The organism is Microcoleus sp. AR_TQ3_B6, assembly GCF_036702785.1.
Taxonomy (GTDB): Bacteria; Cyanobacteriota; Cyanobacteriia; order Cyanobacteriales; family Microcoleaceae; genus Microcoleus.
In genome coordinates this window covers 17,852-35,780 of the sequence record NZ_JAUBVJ010000010.1, presented here as the reverse complement: position 1 = coordinate 35,780, position 17,929 = coordinate 17,852, and the positions used below count along the sequence as shown (strand labels likewise).

Here is a 17,929-nt window from a genome sequence, read left to right as displayed (position 1 = left end):
CTTACTTGTAGGATTGAATAAACGCTAAAATCTCTTCGTCTTGGAAGTCCTTTGCCATCTGATGCAATCTTTTAGCAAAGGGAATGTATTTGGGATCGAGTTGTTCAAGTAATACCGCCTGCTGAACTATTTCTCGGAAATTTCCTTTCATGGCCAGCTCGTATAGTATTTCCATGGACGTAGCAGGGGGGGAAATTAGCTCATTGGTGTCTGAGCCGATCGCCAGTGGAGCTTCATTAGCTTCGTAAACCCATTCCAACTCTAGATACTCTTGCAATTTTTGCAGGAGTTCCGTTGCTTGAATAGGTTTGGCAATAAAGGCGTTGGCTCCTGCCTCTAAGCTTCTGTACTGATCGGTTTCAAATACGCTGGCAGAAGAGACAATAATCATCAGGTCTTTGAAGTTTTCCGATTCTCGCACCCGCTTAATTAGCTCGAAGCCATCTACTTCGGGCATTAATAGGTCGGTAACGATTAAATCGGGCTGCACCTCTAGAATTTTTTCCCACCCTTCCTGTCCATCGTTGGCTTCCGACACCTCAAAGCCTATCGGACTGAGCAAATTGCTAATTACCGAACGGTTAGCCCATTTGTCATCGACAACCACAATCTTAGGTTGGCGGTCTTTGATGCCGATAATCTGCCCCTGATGGTCGATTTGAGATGTTTTCACCCATTCATCGGCTTGAGATATATTAACATCAAACCAAAAAATACTGCCAACATTTATCTCACTTTGAACCTGAATGGTACTGCCCATTAATTCTACAATCCTTTGGCTAATTGCGAGTCCCAATCCGGTGCCTTCCGTGTGCCGTCTGCGATCTCCTACCTGCTCGAAGGGCTGAAAGATAGCTGGGAGTTGGTCTTGTGCAATGCCGCTACCTGTATCGCGTATTTCAAAGCGAAGTTTTCCTTCTGTTGCAAAACTGACTATAAAAGTGACACTGCCCTGATCGGTAAATTTAATAGCGTTGCTTAAAAGATTAATTAACACTTGTCGCAAGCGTTTTTCATCCGCATGAATACCGATCGGGAGTTCGGGGCTTGATGGAAAATGGAAGTGAATTCCCTTAAGTTCTGCTCGGATGCGACACATCTCTGCTACACCTTGCAGGAACGCCGGGAAATGAAAATCAGTAGGCATGAGTTCCACTTTCTGGGCTTCAATTTTCGCCAAATCGAGAATATCATTGATTAAAGTCAGTAAATGGGAACCGCACTGATAAATCACATTAATGCGCGATCGCTCTTCTTCATTCAAAAATTTGGAACGCTGAAGAATCTGCGCGTATCCCATGATGCCATTAAGGGGAGTCCGCAACTCGTGGCTCATGTTAGCAAGGAATTCACTTTTAGCTCGACTTGCTGCTTCTGCGGCTTCCCTGGCTTGTGCTTGTACGATTTCTGTTTGTTTGCGATCGTGGATATCCGTACAAGTACCAACCCACTCCCGGATGCTGCCATCTTCATTCAGAAGCGGTACCCCTCTAACTTGAAAATAACGATAGTTTCCATCCCCAGAGCGGAGTTGATATTCTATCTCATACAGGCTTTTCGTTTGCACTGCTTCCATCCACGCCTGATTGGCTCGTTCGCGATCGTCCGGGTGAATTGCATCTAACCAGCCCAAACCAACCATCTCGGCTTCGGTTTGTCCGGTGTAAGCACTCCAACTCGGTAGATATGGGCATCTTCCTTCAGCATCCGCTGTCCAGACCATTTGGGACGTAGCAGCGATTAGCGAACGATAGCGTTCTTCGCTTTGTTCGATCGCATCTTGGGCTTGTTTGCGATCGTGGATATCGATGGAAGTGCCCACCCACTCCCGGATGTTGCCCTCTTCATTCAGAATTGGCACCGCTCTAGCTTGAAAATAACGATAGTTTCCATCTGCTCCCCGGAGTCGATATTCCATCTCATACAGGCTTTTCCTTTGCACTGCTTCCATCCACACCTGAAGTGTTCCTTCGCGATCGTCCGGGTGGATTGTATCTAACCAGCCATAACCAACCACCTCAGCTTCCGTTTGTCCGGTGTAAGCTCTCATACTCGGTGTATCCTCGCATCTTCCTTCAGGATCCGTTATCCAGACAATTTGGGAGGTGGCAAGGATTAGCGAACGATAGCGTTCTTCGCTTTGTTTGATAGCATCTTCGGCTTGTTTGCGATCGTGGATATCGGTGCAAGTGCCAACCCACTCCCGGATGCTGCCATCTTCATTCAGAATTGGCACCGCCCTACCTTGAAAATAACGATAGTTTCCATCCGCTCCGCGGATTCGATATTGTACGTCATACATGGTTTTCGTTTGCACTGCTTCCATCCAGGCCCGATCCGTTCGTTCGCGATCGTCCGGATGAAATGCGTCTAACCAGCCAAAACCAACCACCTGGGCTTCGGTTTGTCCGGTGTAAGCTCTCAGAGTCGGTATATCTGGGCATCTTCCTTCAGCATCCGCTGTCCAGACAATTTGGGACGTAGCAGCGATTAGCGAACGATAGCGTTCTTCGCTTTGTTCGATCGCATCTTGGGCTTGTTTGCGATCGTGGATATCGGTACAAGTGCCAACCCACTCCCGGACGCTGCCATCTTCATTCTGAATTGGCACCCCTCTAGCTTGAAAATAACGATAGTTTCCATCCGCTCCCCGGAGTCGATATTCTATCTCAAACAGGCTGTTCGTTTGCGCTGCTTCCATCCAGACCTGATTCGTTCGTTCCCGATCGTCGGGGTGAATTGCATCTAACCAGCCCAAACCTGCCATCTGGGCTTGGGTTTGTCCGGTGTAAGCTCTCCAACTCGGTAGATCGGGGCTTCTTCCTTCAGCATCCGCTGTCCAGACCATTTGGGACGTAGCAGCGATTAGCGAACGATAGCGTTCTTCGCTTTGTTCGATCGCATCTTGGGCTTGTTTGCGATCGCTAATGTCATTATTAATTTCGAGTTGGGCACAAGGCTTTCCTTCCCCGTCGCGCTGTAATGTCCAGCGACTTCCGACAATAATATGCCGACGATCGCAGGTGGTGTGGTGAAGTTCTCCTTCCCAACTTCCCTGCTGGAAAAACTCTGCCAATAAGGTTTCTAACGGTGTAGGAAAGAAGGTTTCCAAGAATGTGTGAATGTACTGCCCTACTACTTCGGCTTTTGTCCAACCATAGAGCTTTTCTGCACCTTGGTTCCAGTAGATGATGCGGTCATCCATATCCCGAATAATGATAGCATCGCTAGCTAAGTCGAGCATTTCTAGCGTTTGGCGGAGTTTTTGCTCGGCTTGTTTGCGATCGCTAATATCTCGTGTTGTGGCGATGATGCCGACGATATTGCCCTGATTATCCCGCCAAGGAACCTTGGTAGTGAAAAAGGTGGTGCTGGTTTCACCAGTAGAGACATCTTCCTCGTAAGTCTCAGCGATTCCTGTTGCCATAATTTGGCGATCGTTTGCCATAATCTTACGGGCAACATCAGGCGGCAGTAATTCCGAATCATCTTTGCCGATGATTTCCTCAATTGGCTTGCCAAAGAAGTTTGCCAGATTGGAGTTAAGGGCAACAAGACGCCCTTCCCGATCTTTAACCACAATGAAGTCGGGTGTACTTTCCAAAATAGAATTTAGCAGTGCGTTGCGTTCGCGCAGATCCGCTTCGACTTGTTTGCGATCGTTTATGTTTCGTGCTATGGCGATCAGGCCGATAATGTTGCCTTGAGCGTCCCGCCAAGGGGCTTTTGTGGTTAAAAAAGAAGTGCTGCCCTTACCATTAGAAACATCTTCTTCGTAGGTTTCAGTAGTGCCTGTTTCCATGATCTGGCGGTCTTTTGCCATTATTGAAACGGCGGCAGCAGGGGGAAGGAGTTCCGAATCATCTTTACCGATAATTTCCTCAATGGTTTTACCGTAAAAGGATTTTGCCACATTGGAATTAAGGGCAACATATCGACCTTCCCGGTCTTTAACAACAATTATGTCTGGCGTACTTTCCAAAATAGAGGTCAACAAGACGTTGCGATCGCGCAGCGCAGCTTGCTGTTGGCGCAGAGCTTCTTGAGCTTGGAAGCGATCGGTAATATCTGTATTAGCCCCAACCCATTCCCGAATTGAACCGTCCGCGTTCAGAATTGGTACAGCACGACAACTCATGTAGCGATATTCCCCGTCCCAGCGGCGCATACGAAATTCACCTTCATAGGGGACTCGATTGCCAATAGCCGCCGACCACGAGCTAGCAACGCGATCGCGATCGTCTGAGTGGACCGTTTCTAGCCAGCCCCATCCCTTGTAATTATCAAAGGTCTGTCCTGTAAATGCATTCCAAGTAGGTTGCTCGATGGCCATTTCACCGTCTGCATTGGCGATCCAAATAATTTGAGCGGTGGCTTCTGTCAAAGATCGAAATCGTTCTTCACTTTGTTTGAGGACATCTTCTGCGGTTTTGCGATCGCGAATATCCCGCGTAATACTGGCAATCGCTATAGGTTCATTAGTCTCTGGATGTTTAATCAGAAATTGGGTGTAATCTACCGCGATAGGTTGACCTGTCACGAAATGTCTGAAGCGGTAATCACCCCGCCAACTTCCCTCTTTCATCACCGCAGGATAAATAGACTGCTGTACAAAGTCCAGATCTTCTGCCATGAAGAAGTCGGTAATATGTTTGGTTCTGACTTCCTCCAAACTACTGAGTCCAACTAAATCCAAACCAGCCTGATTCAGGAGTAAAGCGCGACCCTCCATTGAGGCAACGCCAATAAAGTCACGGCTATTTTCGATTGTTGTCACAAGCAATTGCCGTTCTTCCTCTGCTTTTTTGCGATCGCGAATATCCCGCGCAATAGTGGAAATAAACTCGACTTCGCCCGCTGCCGTTTTGTGGACGATCAAAACCTGGGAGACTGGAACTTCTTGCCCATCGCGCGACAAAAATAGGATTTCACCAGCCCAGGTACCCTCTCGTAAGGCGGTTGGAAAAACTTCGTCGCGGAATTTTGCCCTTGCCGAGGGAGCTAACACAGAATTTATACTAAACTGATATCCTGCTTCGTCTGGGGATATCCCCAGCATTTTCTGTCCGGCTTTGTTCAGGTAGATGTTATGCCCGCTCGCATCTGCAACTCCTACTAAATCGGAAGTTGCTTCTACAATTGCCGTCAGTCGTGCCTGCTCTTTCTCTGCCCGCTTGCGATCGGTAATTTCAACCACAATGGCACCCACACCAAAAACCAGCCCATTTTCATCCCGCAAAGGATAGTAAGATGCTTGCCAGTAGCGCAGGAGGCCTGGTTGTTTCGGCGTTTCACCCGCTACTTCATAGTCGAGAATTGGCTTGCCCGTATCCAGAATTTCTTGCAGCATTGGTTCCAGAGTCGCAGCCAATTCGGGCAGCACTTCACGCAACAACCTACCAATATGGTCTGCCACACAAATGCCATTGAGCTCGGCCATAGCTTCGTTAATTTGGACGTACCGGAGTTCGCGGTCTAAAATCATCATTCCGGCATTCGCTGCAGCAAAAAAAGCCTCGAACTGGGCCTGTCGCAATAGCTGTGCTGTTGTACTCTCTTGCTGTGGCGGTTGGGTTTTCTCTGAGGGGAATTTGGTCATGTTGGCTCGTGCTTTTCAGCTTTTATTTTAGAATTTCTGTCCAATTGGGCGATCGCAAGAAAAACCTTGCATCCAATTTTGGTAATCAAGAAAACATTCAGTAGCGCGACCCTTAGGCTTTCAAGGCGATATTGATATCATTTCCGGTTACACCGTCCGTGATGTTGACTGTTGACTGTTGACTGTTGACTGTTGACTGTTGACTCGAATTTACTATTCCGATGCTAACGGATTTGATCTGATACCTGTGCTACACTATTTGCGTTTATTCTTCGGATATATCGCCAACCATTTATATTACTCATCAATTATATTGGTAGGAGGCTAACTATCTATTCTGGGAATGTTCTCAATTTCAGTTATATTCAGGAAAATTTTAGTGATATATTTTCCTATACAGACAGGAATTACGCACTGGCACAGGGGTAGCACTATCTCTGCCACCAGTTAAAGTCATTGTCATACTTGGATATGTTGACATTTCCATTAAATATTCGTCTCCTTAATCCCTACTTAAGTTTATAACCGAACTTCAAGAAAAAATCACTGGCAACTATGATAAAATTGCATAGAGTTAACTTTGACTCAAGTTAGTAGAGGGGTCCCTGGAATAATAGATGATTCTGGTATTACGAAAAAGCGGCACACTAACCGCAGGCATGGGAAGACAATATATCTGATAAATTGGCAATACGGATAACGGCGCAGTCTGAGTAACCACACATCTATGTAATGACTTCTGTTTTTTATTACCCTAAAAACAGGTCAAGAGTTCGTGGTAACGACTTCAGTCCTTTATTTTTTTACTTGGCACTAAGGACTAACGTCTTTAGTGCCAAGAGCTGAAATTTTGGTAACACAAAACTTATTTTATTGACAACGAAATTGAATACAATACCCGAAGAATTATTGACAGAAATTTTCCACATTTTTACAGCGACCTTATTTAAAATAGGTGAGAATCCTGTATCGCTGCAGTCACTTGTGGAACTGATTGTATTGTTCATAGCTATCCTCGTTATCTCGCGTTATTTTACTGGCTTTCTTAAGGAACGCTTGCTCGTAAGACTGGGAATTGACGAGGGAAATCGAGAAGCGATCGCAGTAATTATTGGCTATTTAATAGTAGCTTTGGGAGCCATCGTCGCCATCCAAAGCATCGGCTTCAACCTCGCTTCTTTTGCAGTAGTTGCGGGGGGATTGGGAGTCGGACTCGGCTTTGGAATACAGGATTTAACAACTAATTTTGTCAGCGGCTTAACCCTGCTTTTAGACAGACCTGTGAAAGTTGGAGACTTTGTGGAATTAGAAGGATTAATGGGAATCGTCAAAAAAATCTCGATTCGATCGACCATCATCCAAACCAATGACGACTCCAGCGTCATAGTTCCCAACAGCAAAATGATTAGCAACAAAATTGTTAACTGGAGTTACGAAAACTCGCTCCTCTGTCTGCGAGTTCCCGTAGAAGTAGCCGAAAATAGTAACCCGCTGTTAGTGACAGAAACTCTGTTAAATATTGCTTACGCGGAAGCGGGAGTTTTGTACGAACCGAATCCGAAAGTATTTTTTGTCGAGTTTGGCGATGATAGTTTTAAATTTGAACTTTTAGTTTGGACGGACAGGCCGACTGAAAGAGAAGTAATTAAAAGTTCTTTGAATTTTGCGATCGAGTACAGTTTTCGCCACAATAAAATCGAATTTCCCTTCAATGACCGAGAAATTTATTTGCAAAATCCCGAAGTTCTGTTGTCAATGTTCAACAAAAAAGAAACTGCAATTGACCTCCCGAAAAGTTACTCTGAAAATGAGCAAAAACTGCCAATTTTTCCAGAGAAACTGAAAAAGCCATCGTCCCTTAGCTGTTTGCTGCGAGAGGTGGAATACTTTGAAAATCTGACGGATATTGAATTGCGGCAATTGATTGAAGTTGGATACCGCAAACGGCTGCGATCGCAAGAATTTTTATTTCGCGAAAACGACCCCGGAGATGCTTTTTACATAATTCTTTCAGGTTCAGTCGAAGTTTTTGTCGAAGCTATTGACAAACATCTGAATAACCTCGGTTCTGGTCAGTTTTTCGGGGAACTTTCTTTGATGTTGGGAATCCCCAGAACTGCTTCGGTAAGAGCTTTGGAAGAAACAATTTTGTTCGCCATCAATAAAGAAGGTTTCCAGAAAGTTTTAACTGAACGACCGGATTTATCTGAACAGATTATTAAAGAAATAGTCAAACACAAAGAAGAACTCCGCGAGAGACAGCAATTATTGCGAGAAATGGAATTGGTAGATGCAGCGGAAGACGAGGAAAATCCTGTAGAATGGGTGAGAAAAAGGGTGAAAACTCTATTTAGTGTGTGAAATAATTTCTATGACGCGATTTATTCACGATCGCTTTGCCAAAGAATACCTGGAGGAATTGCTTTCGCCGATGGGAACGGTCAATGTCGGCCGAGATGTGACTTCCGAAGTCCGAGAAATCGATGTTTACTTCACTTTCTTCAATCTAAAATCTAAAATCTAAAATCTAAAATCGATTGTTGTCCACAGCATCAAAAGTATTGGTAGATAGCTTTAATGCGATACCAGACACAGAGAATTGGATGCAGGGAATCTATTTTTTCGGGGAATCTTTGCGGACTGCAATTGTGGCGATTCACCAGTTGCCAGAAACTCCAGAAACCCTGTGGTTGAGGATTTTGGGCAAAGGGGGAGTGCAGCAAAGGGCTATTTCCCAATTAAGCGCTTTAGCTGCGGACGATCCGTTGCGGATTATCGCGCTAGAATTGCTGTATCGGTTACAGTCAAATTTAGTAACGGATGCGCCACAAGAATTAGAGCCAGAAGAGAGGGAGTTAATTATGACCATTGCACCACTTTTTCAACAAGAAATACAAGCAGCACAGCAACAAGCTAGAGAAGAAGGACTAGAAGAAGGACTAGAACAAGGCAGACAAGAACAACAGCGCTTAATCTTAGAAAACTTTCTGCAAGTCAGATTTGGAGAATTAAGCCCCAAAATGACTGTTTTTCTATCTCCAATATCCAAGTTGCAGGCGGCGGAATTTACAGTGCTGTTGCTGGCAATATCGATGCTGACAGTCGATGAAACAGGGCGGGCAGCAGCGGTTAAATTGTTAGCTGAAAGCGTCTTGCAAATGCGATCGCCTGAATTGGGCGATCTTCTGCCTGCAGCAGTTACTAATTTATTGGCATTGCCTGTGGCCGAATTGACATTGTTTGTAGAACAACTGCCGCAGTTATCGGCTGAGGAATTGAGGGAAAGGTTAGGAAAAACACCTGACTAAAACCTGCGATCGCAGCCATAAAGGGATCTCGCTCTTTATGGCATTTAAATAATTATCAAATAAAATTCCTAGATTCTGTCGATCGCACTTAGGAATTCGACTGCGGCGATAAAATCAAGTGCAGCAGACCGTCGATCAGTCGATCGCGCTCCATTGGGATAATATCTTTGCCGTGCATCATATGCTGCGTTAACTGGAAATATACCAGCGATCCAATAAAAATCCGCGCCGTTGCCTCCGGATCGGGCAATTTTAACTCTGGATGCGATGCCAAATATTGAGTAAGGCGATCGATTCCCGGTTTAGCTAAGTTTTTCACAAAAGTCTGCGCTAACTGGGGAAAACGCCCTGATTCGGCAATCACTAACCTCACAAAATTGAGAAATTCAGGTTCCTGCGTCACCTGGTCTAATAGAGTGGTGGCAACGAATCGCAGCGCTACGGCCGGTTCTTCATCCAGAAGTGTAAAATTGACTTTTTCTCGCGCCAGCCGCTGTACCAACGCCACGAATAATCCTTCTTTATCTGCAAAATAGCTGTAAACGGTGGCTTTGGAAACTCCGCCCGTCTTCGCTACCTTGTCCATACTCGTCCCCGCGTAGCCGTGGGTTAAAAATTCTTGCATCGCACCTTGCAGGATTTGCTCGGTTTTGTCACTTGCGGAGGCGCTGTCTGGTTCGCTGGGTTTTGTCCTGGCCATCGCTTGTCTTTGTAATTTTTTGCTTCGGGTCTTGACATGATTATACTGAACGGTTTAGTCTTAAGAAAGAACTAAACGGTTTAGTTTTATCAACCTAAAAAATGAGGTGTGTCATGGTACACCGGGCAACAGGGGACGGCTTATCCTCAAATCCATCCCTAGTTAAACAACTCCTAGTTGTGGCAGCAGTAGCAACCCTGGTGGCAGGGGGAACAGGCTACAGGATCTGGCGATCGCGCATACCCGATCCCAACGCAGCAGCAGCAGCAGCCGTCGCAGCATCCCAATTAACCGGAGTTACAGCCTTGGGGCGACTCGAACCCAGAGGAGAAGTAATTAAAGTCTCCGCCTCCGGTGCGGCGGAAGGAAACCGGATCGATCGACTCCTGGTAAAAGAAGGAGACATGGTGAAAACAGGTCAGACGATCGCAATTTTGGACAGCCGCGATCGCCAGCAAGCCGCCTTCGACCAAGCTCAAGAACAAGTGCGCGTCGCCGAAGCAAACCTAGCAAAAGTCAAAGCTGGAGCCAAAAACGGCGAAATTCAAGCCCAGAAAGCCACCATTGCGCGCATCAGGGCCGATCGCAGCAACGAGATCGCAGCGCAACAGGCGATCGTTGCCCGTCTAGAAGTCGATCGCAGCACCTCCATTGCAGCGCAACAAGCCACAATTGCCCGCATCAGGGCCGAACAGCAAGGAGAAATTCAAACCCAACAAGCCACAATTGCCCGCCTACAAGCCGAACTCCGCAACGCCATAAGCGAAGATCGGCGCTACTCCCAACTGTACGAACAGGGAGCAATTTCCGCTTCAACTAGCGACAGCAAAAGCCTCGCCGCCGAAACAGCCCAACAGCAACTCAACCAAGGAAAGGCAAAACTGAATCAAATTCGCCAATCGCGCCAACAACAAATTAACGAAGCGCAAGCCAAACTAAATCAAATTCAGCAATCGGGCCAACAGCAGATTAACGAAGCCCAAGCCAAACTCAGCCAAGTTGAGCAATCTCGACAACAGCAAATCGACGAAGCCAAAGCAAATCTCGATCGCATCGCCGAAGTGCGTCCCGTTGACATAGCAGAAGCCGCCGCCAAAGTCAGGGAGGCAGCAACAGCCGCCAAACAAGCCAAAGCCAATCTGGATCTAGCTTACATCCGTGCTCCCAGAGACGCGCAAGTCCTAAAAATTCACACGCATCCGGGGGAAAGGGTAGGAAACGACGGCATTGTCGAACTCGGACAAACTCGCCAGATGGTGGCTGTTGCGGAAATCTACGAAAGCGATGTGGACAAAGTACGCCTCGGACAAACCGCCAAAATTACAAGCGATGCTTTGACCGGCGAATTGCGGGGAACTGTCGAACATATTGGTTTGCAAGTGCAGCGGCAAAACATTGTTAACACCGATCCTTCTGCGAATATTGATAGTCGAATTGTCGAAGTAAAAGTGCGCTTAGATAAAGCTTCCAGCCAGAAAGTAGCGGGATTAACCAATTTGCAAGTCAAAGTAGCGATCGGAAATTAAAGATTAAGTAAAAAATCTTACTCCCCTCCCAGTAAAAAACTCTCTACTACTTCCTTACTCTTCCTTCGTGTCCTAGCGCTTACGCGCGGCTTCGCCTAACGCGTCGAAAGCGGTTCAATAATCACATATTCTTGCAGTACGAAGAGAGAAAACCATCAGTCCTATCAATTCAATCCCCAATCCCAAATCTAAAATCCTATGCTTGGACTCATCCAACCCTTACAACAGTTAAGACGCAGAACTCCCCTCGGATGGCTGCAACTGAGTCACGACAAAGGGCGAATGCTCGTTGCAGTAGCAGGAATTGCCTTTGCTGACGTTTTGATGTTCATGCAGCTAGGCTTTCAAAATGCGCTTTACACCAGCAATACGCGGCTGCATCAAACCCTGCAAACAGACTTAGTTTTGATTCACCCCCAAGCGCGAAACTTGATTAATTTGTCTTCCTTCCCCAGACGCAGATTGTATCAAGCAATGAACGTACCGGGCGTAAAATCAGCCGAGCCGCTTTACGTAAAAATTGCTAACTGGAAAAATCCCGAAACTCGGCGCGAAACATCGCTGATGGTGGTCGGTTTCAATCCCAACCACCCCGCATTTGCGCTTCCAGAAGTCAACCAAAATTTGAGCGCGATTAAATTGCCGGATACCATGTTGTTCGATCGAGCTTCTAGAGGAGATTACCAAGGGACGATCGCGCAAATCGATCGAGGAAAAGCCGTTAAAGCTGAGGTCGAGCGACGCAGGATTAACGTCAGCGGTTTATTCACAGTTGGAGCATCTTTTGCCGCCGACGGTATTTTGATGACTAGCGATCAAAATTACCTGCGCCTGTTTCCCAGACAAAACGCCGCGAGTGTCAATGCCGGATTAATTCAACTGCAACCGGGTGCTGACCCCGTGGAAGTTCAACAAGTTTTGAAAGCATACTTACCGCCGGATGTCAAGGTACTAACCAAAGAAGAATTTATCGATTTTGAGAAAAACTATTGGGCTAAGAATACGGCGATCGGCTTTGTATTTAATTTAGGCGTAGCGATGGGTTTTGTAGTTGGCGTCATTATTGTTTATCAAGTTCTCTCAACCGATGTCAGCGACCACATGGGAGAATACGCTACTTTCAAAGCGATGGGCTACCGCAATGTTTATTTACTCGGCATCGTTTTTGAAGAAGCTCTAATTCTTTCCGTCCTCGGTTTTTTGCCGGGAGTAGGAGTCTCTCTCGGACTCTACTCTTTAACTCGCAAAGCCACAAATTTACCCCTGTACATGACGCTGGGTCGAGCAGTTGCAGTATTAATATTGAACGTAATTATGTGTACTATTTCCGGAGCGATTGCCACTCGCAAACTGCAAGCAGCCGACCCAGCAGATATGTTTTAAAGGAAAATGAATAAGAGAGCATTAAAGACTAAAATCCTGACTAAAAACATATTTTTTGTAATCCTTCTCTTCTTTTTCCTCTGCGTTGTCGGCGACCAAAGCGGTTTATTAGACTTGAATTGCAAAATTTGCCAACAATCTTAAAATCCATCGGCGTTCATCTGCGTTCATCTGCGGTTTCCCTCTCAATCAAAGATTTAGGCAACCTGGTCTCTTAATTAAATCTCTCACCTCAAACCAATAACATATGAATTATACTACTCTCTCCCCAACAACCAACGCACTACAGATTCCTGAACCTATAATTTCCGCTCACCAACTCGACCACTACTTCGGTCAAGGTCAACTGCGAAAACAGGTACTTTTTGGCATTAATCTCGAAATTAATGCAGGTGAAATCGTGCTGATGACGGGACCTTCCGGTTCGGGAAAAACCACGCTTTTAACTTTGATTGGCGGATTGAGATCCGGCCAATCGGGAAGTCTCAAAATTCTCGGTCAAGAAATGTGCAAAGCAAGTTCAGACCAATTGGTAAAGGCGCGGCGCCAAATAGGCTATATTTTTCAGGCGCACAACTTGCACCGCAGTTTGACGGCGCTGCAAAACGTGCAGATGGGTTTGGAAGTTCACGGAAATTTGTCGCGTTCCCAAATGCGCGATCGCTCTGCAAAAATGCTAGAGTTAGTAGGACTGGAACAGCGGATTAACTATTATCCAGATGACTTGTCAGGGGGACAGAAACAAAGAGTTGCGATCGCCCGCGCTTTGGTCAGTCAACCGCAAATTGTTTTAGCTGACGAACCAACAGCCGCCCTGGACAGCAAATCCGGTCGCGAAGTGGTGAATTTAATGCAGAAACTTGCCAAAGAGCAGGGTTGTACTATTTTGTTAGTAACCCACGATAACCGAATTTTGGATATTGCCGATCGCATCTTTCACATGGAAGATGGGAAATTAGCCTAATTTTTAAATTTCCGAAGAATAGACATCATATCATGGACGGTTACACCGGCATGATGTTGACGGTTGACGGTTGACTGTTGACTGTTGACGGTTGACAGTGAACAGTGAACAGTCAACAGTGAACTCGAATTTACTATGCCGATACTAACGGATTTGATATTACCCATAACTCCCCCATTTTCAATTTTGGATGTCAAAATTTAATCCAAAAGTGCCAAACCGCAATCTCAACTCGTCCTGGGACTGTTGACTAATTGCTAACGATCAATTTTTGGCGATCGAGATCCAAATTTTGCTGATACATTGCTTCTAGTTTCGGCATCGACGATTCCACGGAACCGCCATAACGGCGAAAAGAAGGCCAGATGTAAGCGAGTTTTCTCACTGCTGACTCCAACCGACCCGCTTCTATATCTTCTAATGCACCTTTTTCTCGGATTAACTCTATAGCCATCAAATCTTGATTTTCTGGGCTGAAATCGCTGACGCTAAATTTTTTGGCGAATCTGTCCCAAGTTGTGCTGAGAAACTGATATCGCCCCGCTGCGTCGGAACAGAGTTTTTTGCCGTAGCGGCGGCCGCACCTCATTTCCCTGGGATGATCTTGAAAGCTGGCGAATGTGGTGCCGGTGTACTGAGTGCGGTAGCCGTCGGGGCTAGCGGTGCCTTCGGCGGCGGCAATCGTATCGAGAAAGGCTTTGACTCGACGTTGGGGCCCGATGCTATCGAGTCTGCTATCCTCTGTGGGATCTGGTGAATTCAGGGTTGCAGTTTCGGGTTCCGGTGAACCCTCGATGTTATCCTCTCTGGGGTGTGGTGAGTTGAGCGCTGCAACGGACGGCAAGCGTTTCGAGGCGGGCGAGCTTTCTGCCCAGACTGATTGTCCCCACAGTCTCGCCGTCATTCGACCCAAAAACAAGCACACACAGATGCACAAAATCCCAGAGAGTCTAAAACGGAGGGGTTTGGACAGTTGCCTGCGCTGCCGCACCGGCCACCCGTGCAGGGGGATGGTTGCGGGCAAGATTCCCGTTTGCTGGCCGAAGGCAAACAGCGATTTCAGCGCTAGCAAGGTTTGCTTGTAGAAACCGGGTGCAAGTTTGCTCACCCTCATTGCTGCGGCGAAAGTCTCGACATCTGTGAGAGTCACTTCTGCCAGCGGTTTTTCTACAAACAGCCGAAAACGGTGGGCCGCCTGCCAGCTAAAGCGCTTGCTGCGGGGGGATTTGCGATCGGCCCACAGGCGAATTAGCTCGATGTCTGAAAGGGGTTGCAGATGGCTTTCCCGATGTTCTGGTGCGTACAATAGTACCTCCTGAGATCAGTTATTGTTGAAGGTTCCCACTTAGAACGGATAAGTGAAGCAGGGATCAAGGGAAACAGGCTTCAACCATACTCAGTGATACTACTAAGCGCTCACGGGGTCAAGTTGAGTGGCCGATTGTTGCAGCAGTTGAGTGTAAAGTTGACTGAGTTGGGAGGCGATACGGTCCCAACTGAAATAGGTTTCGACGCGCTGGCGGGCTGTGTGTCCGAGTTGCTGGCGCCATAGTGAGTCACCTAACAAGCGATCGATCGCATCGGCAAAGACTGCTTCATTTTTTGGTGGCGCGAGCAAACCTGTTTCTTCGGGCACTACAGTATATTGGAGCGCTCCCACAGAGGAGGCGATGACGGGCGTGCCGGAGGCCATCGCTTCCAGGGCCACTAAACCCAGGGGTTCGTAGTGGCTGGGAACGACGCACACATCGGCGGCGGCGTAGTAGGCGGGGAGAATGTCTCCGCTCAAGCCGCCGGGAAAACTGGTAATATCGCTCAGGCCGAGTTCTTCAACGATGCTGCCGATACGATCGCGCTCCAGGCCGTCGCTTTCGAGAGCACGCCACCGGCCGCCAATTATCAGTTTTAAATCGGCTTTGGGTACGGCCGACAGACTGACGGCGCGGACTAAGGTTTCGATGCCCGATCCGGGGTCTAAACTGCCGGCGTACAACACGACTTTGGTTTCGGGGGCTATTCCCAACTCGCGGCGGGCGGTCCTGAGGGCGATCGAGCCGAACCGTTCAATGTCGGTCCCGCCGGAAATGATGTCAATATTGTCTTTTGAGGAAACCAGAGACCTCATGTGTTCTTTTTCTTGGGGACTGGTAGCCACCACGCGATCGGCTGTTTCCAGAAGTGTTTTTTCTACTTGCAGCCTGGTTTTGGCAATCCTCGGAATTGTCGAAACCGACTTGTATTTAACTGCTGCCAAAGAATGGTAAGTGTGAACTTGCAGCAGGGGTTGCGATTTTTTCAACTCCATTCCCACCCAACCAGACAGCCAGTAATTTGTGTGAACTAAGGGATATTCACAGCCTGACTCTAACTGAAACTTCTGCCATTCTTGAACAAAGATTGGTAAATATCCATAAAGTTCGTCGCGATGAATAAATTCTTGCGGGCCTGCTACTAGCCGAATTGTCCGGCAATTGGGACTGTGCTGTACAATGCTTGCTTGTTGCCGATCGGATGAGCGGGTGAACATATCAACTTGCCACCCCTGTTTAGCCAGAGCTTCCCCTACTTGACGCACGTAAACATTTTGCCCGCCCGCTTCTTCTTTGCCAATTTCCAGAGAGGGATCGCCGTGTACGGAGATGAGAGCGATGCGTTTTTTAGTTAATGAAATCATGATTGTTTACCAAAAATTACAAATATTTCAGAAGAAGATTTAAAGTGTAATTTTGGCTGCGGCGCCGGGACTCGCATCTTCTAGCTCATTTTTATTAAAGTCAAAATACGAGAGCGATAAATCATCCTTCAGGGATAAGTGGCAGGGAAAAATTTACAGACGAGTTCCTTCTGCTGACAGAGACGTGCAGCAGCTCAAACTTTAGATAATCTAAATATAAATGAACGAGGGTGAAGGGAATAATTTTCCGTATTCTGCCCGGTGTCAAACTCGCACCTCCTAGCACTATCTAACTCGAGCCTGCTTTCCGCTTGCTGCTAGAAATGCGAGGTCAGCCGCAGCTAGAATTTTACTACTCTGGCTAAATAATATCTATTCCGGTTGCACCGGAATCGTTGTTGACTGTTGACTGTTGACTGTTGACGGGCGGGTCAAAAAAATGAAAATTGCGCGAATTATTTGTTGCGAGGTTGATTCAACTTGACGCCCGACTCCTGAAGCGCGGATTTGATATCATTCCGGCAGTAAGGCCGGAATTGATATAAGTAGGGCTTTTGAGAAAGCAGAAGTCGGTCGTCCCAAAGACCGAATATTATAGGGCTAGCGAAAAAAAAAGCAAAATTATTGCATTCAAAATTTTTCTTTCCTTCCGCCTCCCGCCTTCTGCCTTTTTCCCTCTTCCTTCTGGCTTATTCCTTCTGGCTTCTGGCTTCTTCTGTCAAACCCGGAGTGCGAGTTTAACCTCAAATTTCCCCTTTGTCTAATGTTAAGACTTCTTCCGCTGTTTGCGTGGGGAGGATTCCCCGTTTTCGCTCTTGAGGATATTCTGTTGCGAACCTGGCATTTTAGATCCGTATCGGTTAGTCCAAACTTGGGTAAACTCGGCACCTAAGAAGAGAATTTGAGCGGAATAATTAATCCAAAGCAGGATAATCACGAAGGAACCCGCAGCACCGTAGGTAGAGGCAATACCGCTACCTCCGAGGTAAATTCCAATTATGGATTTGCCGATCGTAAACAGCACTGAGGTGATGGCGGCGCCGATCCAAACATCATTCCAGGCAAGATTGACATCGGGCAAAAGTTTGTAAATTAAGGCAAAAAGCAGCGTAACTACGCCAAAGGAGAGAGCAAAGTCCACAATCTGCCAAATGTTGATTGGTAATTGCAGCAAGCCGTTCAACCAATAGCTGACGGCGGCTAAAATGGCACTAATTACTAAAGATACTAGCAGTAGAAAGCCTATGCCTAAAATCATTGCAAAAGACAATATGCGGTCTTGCAGAAATCCCCAGATTCCTCGTCCGGGGGGCGGTGAAACATTCCAAATAGTATTGAGGGCTTCTTTGAGATTAGTAAACACGTTGGAAGCGCCCCACAAAAGTGTAGCGATGCCGACTAAAGTAGCAATCATTCCCGATTTGGGTTCGGAGGCTTTGAGGATGAGTTCTTGGACGGTTTCGGCGCCATCTTTGCCGATTAAACTTTGGAGTTGGGCGACGATTTGACCTTGGGCTGCGTCTGCACCAAAGACTAAACCGGCGATCGCAATTACGATAATTAGCAGCGGGGCGAGGGAGAAGACTGTGTAATAGGCTAGGGCGGCGGCTAGGGTTGGCGCTTTATCTTCTTGCCATTCAGTAAAAGTTTGTTTGAGCAGCGATATGACTGTTTTTAAATTCACGGCTTTGGGTTTCCTTATACTTAGCGTTTACCCAGGGATTTTAAGAGGTTAGGAGTTTTTTAGCGTCGGCCACAAGATAGATTTATCGATT

Annotated in this window: 11 protein-coding genes; 6 read left to right on the top strand and 5 right to left on the bottom strand. The window is 46.9% G+C overall.

All coding sequences use genetic code 11. The annotated features are described in order from the left end of the window. Nucleotide 1: 1 nt before the first annotated feature. The gene (locus QUB56_RS07525; protein ID WP_332954461.1) at nt 2–5,599 is read right to left on the bottom strand and encodes a PAS domain S-box protein; all 5,598 of its coding nucleotides are present in this window, start codon (nt 5,597–5,599) and stop codon (nt 2–4) included. An 885-nt stretch (nt 5,600–6,484) separates the two neighbouring features. Between QUB56_RS07525 and QUB56_RS07520 the strand changes: the two genes are divergently transcribed. From QUB56_RS07520 to QUB56_RS07510, 3 genes are read left to right on the top strand one after another with little or no spacing between them, the layout of a single operon-like run. After that, on the top strand, nt 6,485–7,960 hold the full coding sequence (locus tag QUB56_RS07520) for a mechanosensitive ion channel domain-containing protein (RefSeq protein WP_332954460.1): 1,476 nt from the start codon (nt 6,485–6,487) through the stop codon (nt 7,958–7,960). 10 nt (nt 7,961–7,970) lie between these two features. After that, complete coding sequence (locus QUB56_RS07515) at nt 7,971–8,123, top strand: hypothetical protein (RefSeq protein WP_332954459.1); 153 nt, start codon at nt 7,971–7,973, stop codon at nt 8,121–8,123. Nucleotides 8,124–8,136: 13 nt separating this feature from the next. Beyond that, nucleotides 8,137–8,907: a hypothetical protein gene (locus QUB56_RS07510; RefSeq protein ID WP_332954458.1), complete on the top strand. Its 771-nt coding sequence runs from the start codon at nt 8,137–8,139 to the stop codon at nt 8,905–8,907. Between the two features lie 88 nt (nt 8,908–8,995). Here the strand turns inward: QUB56_RS07510 and QUB56_RS07505 are convergent, their stop codons facing one another. Further along, nucleotides 8,996–9,607: a TetR/AcrR family transcriptional regulator gene (locus tag QUB56_RS07505; protein ID WP_332954457.1), complete on the bottom strand. Its 612-nt coding sequence runs from the start codon at nt 9,605–9,607 to the stop codon at nt 8,996–8,998. A gap of 113 nt (nt 9,608–9,720) precedes the next feature. Here QUB56_RS07505 and QUB56_RS07500 point away from each other — a divergent pair, with 113 nt between their 5' ends. From QUB56_RS07500 to QUB56_RS07490, 3 genes are all read left to right on the top strand, one after another. Beyond that, nucleotides 9,721–11,133, top strand: coding sequence for an HlyD family efflux transporter periplasmic adaptor subunit (locus QUB56_RS07500; RefSeq protein WP_332954456.1), 1,413 nt, complete (start codon nt 9,721–9,723; stop codon nt 11,131–11,133). Nucleotides 11,134–11,331: 198 nt separating this feature from the next. Further along, entirely contained in the window at nt 11,332–12,516 is a 1,185-nt protein-coding gene (gene devC, locus QUB56_RS07495; RefSeq protein WP_332954454.1) for an ABC transporter permease DevC, read from the top strand. 247 nt (nt 12,517–12,763) lie between these two features. Further along, nucleotides 12,764–13,480 (top strand): DevA family ABC transporter ATP-binding protein, encoded by a 717-nt coding sequence (locus tag QUB56_RS07490; protein ID WP_332954452.1) that lies wholly within the window; start codon nt 12,764–12,766, stop codon nt 13,478–13,480. 250 nt (nt 13,481–13,730) lie between these two features. On the opposite strand, the gene QUB56_RS07485 is transcribed toward QUB56_RS07490, so the two are convergent. From QUB56_RS07485 to QUB56_RS07475, 3 genes are all read right to left on the bottom strand, one after another. Then, entirely contained in the window at nt 13,731–14,786 is a 1,056-nt protein-coding gene (locus QUB56_RS07485; RefSeq protein WP_332954450.1) for a glycoside hydrolase family 104 protein, read from the bottom strand. A gap of 102 nt (nt 14,787–14,888) precedes the next feature. Next, on the bottom strand, nt 14,889–16,154 hold the full coding sequence (locus QUB56_RS07480) for a glycosyltransferase (protein WP_332954448.1): 1,266 nt from the start codon (nt 16,152–16,154) through the stop codon (nt 14,889–14,891). Between the two features lie 766 nt (nt 16,155–16,920). Beyond that, nucleotides 16,921–17,838: a YihY/virulence factor BrkB family protein gene (locus QUB56_RS07475; RefSeq protein WP_332954446.1), complete on the bottom strand. Its 918-nt coding sequence runs from the start codon at nt 17,836–17,838 to the stop codon at nt 16,921–16,923. Between the last annotated feature and the right edge of the window lie 91 nt (nt 17,839–17,929).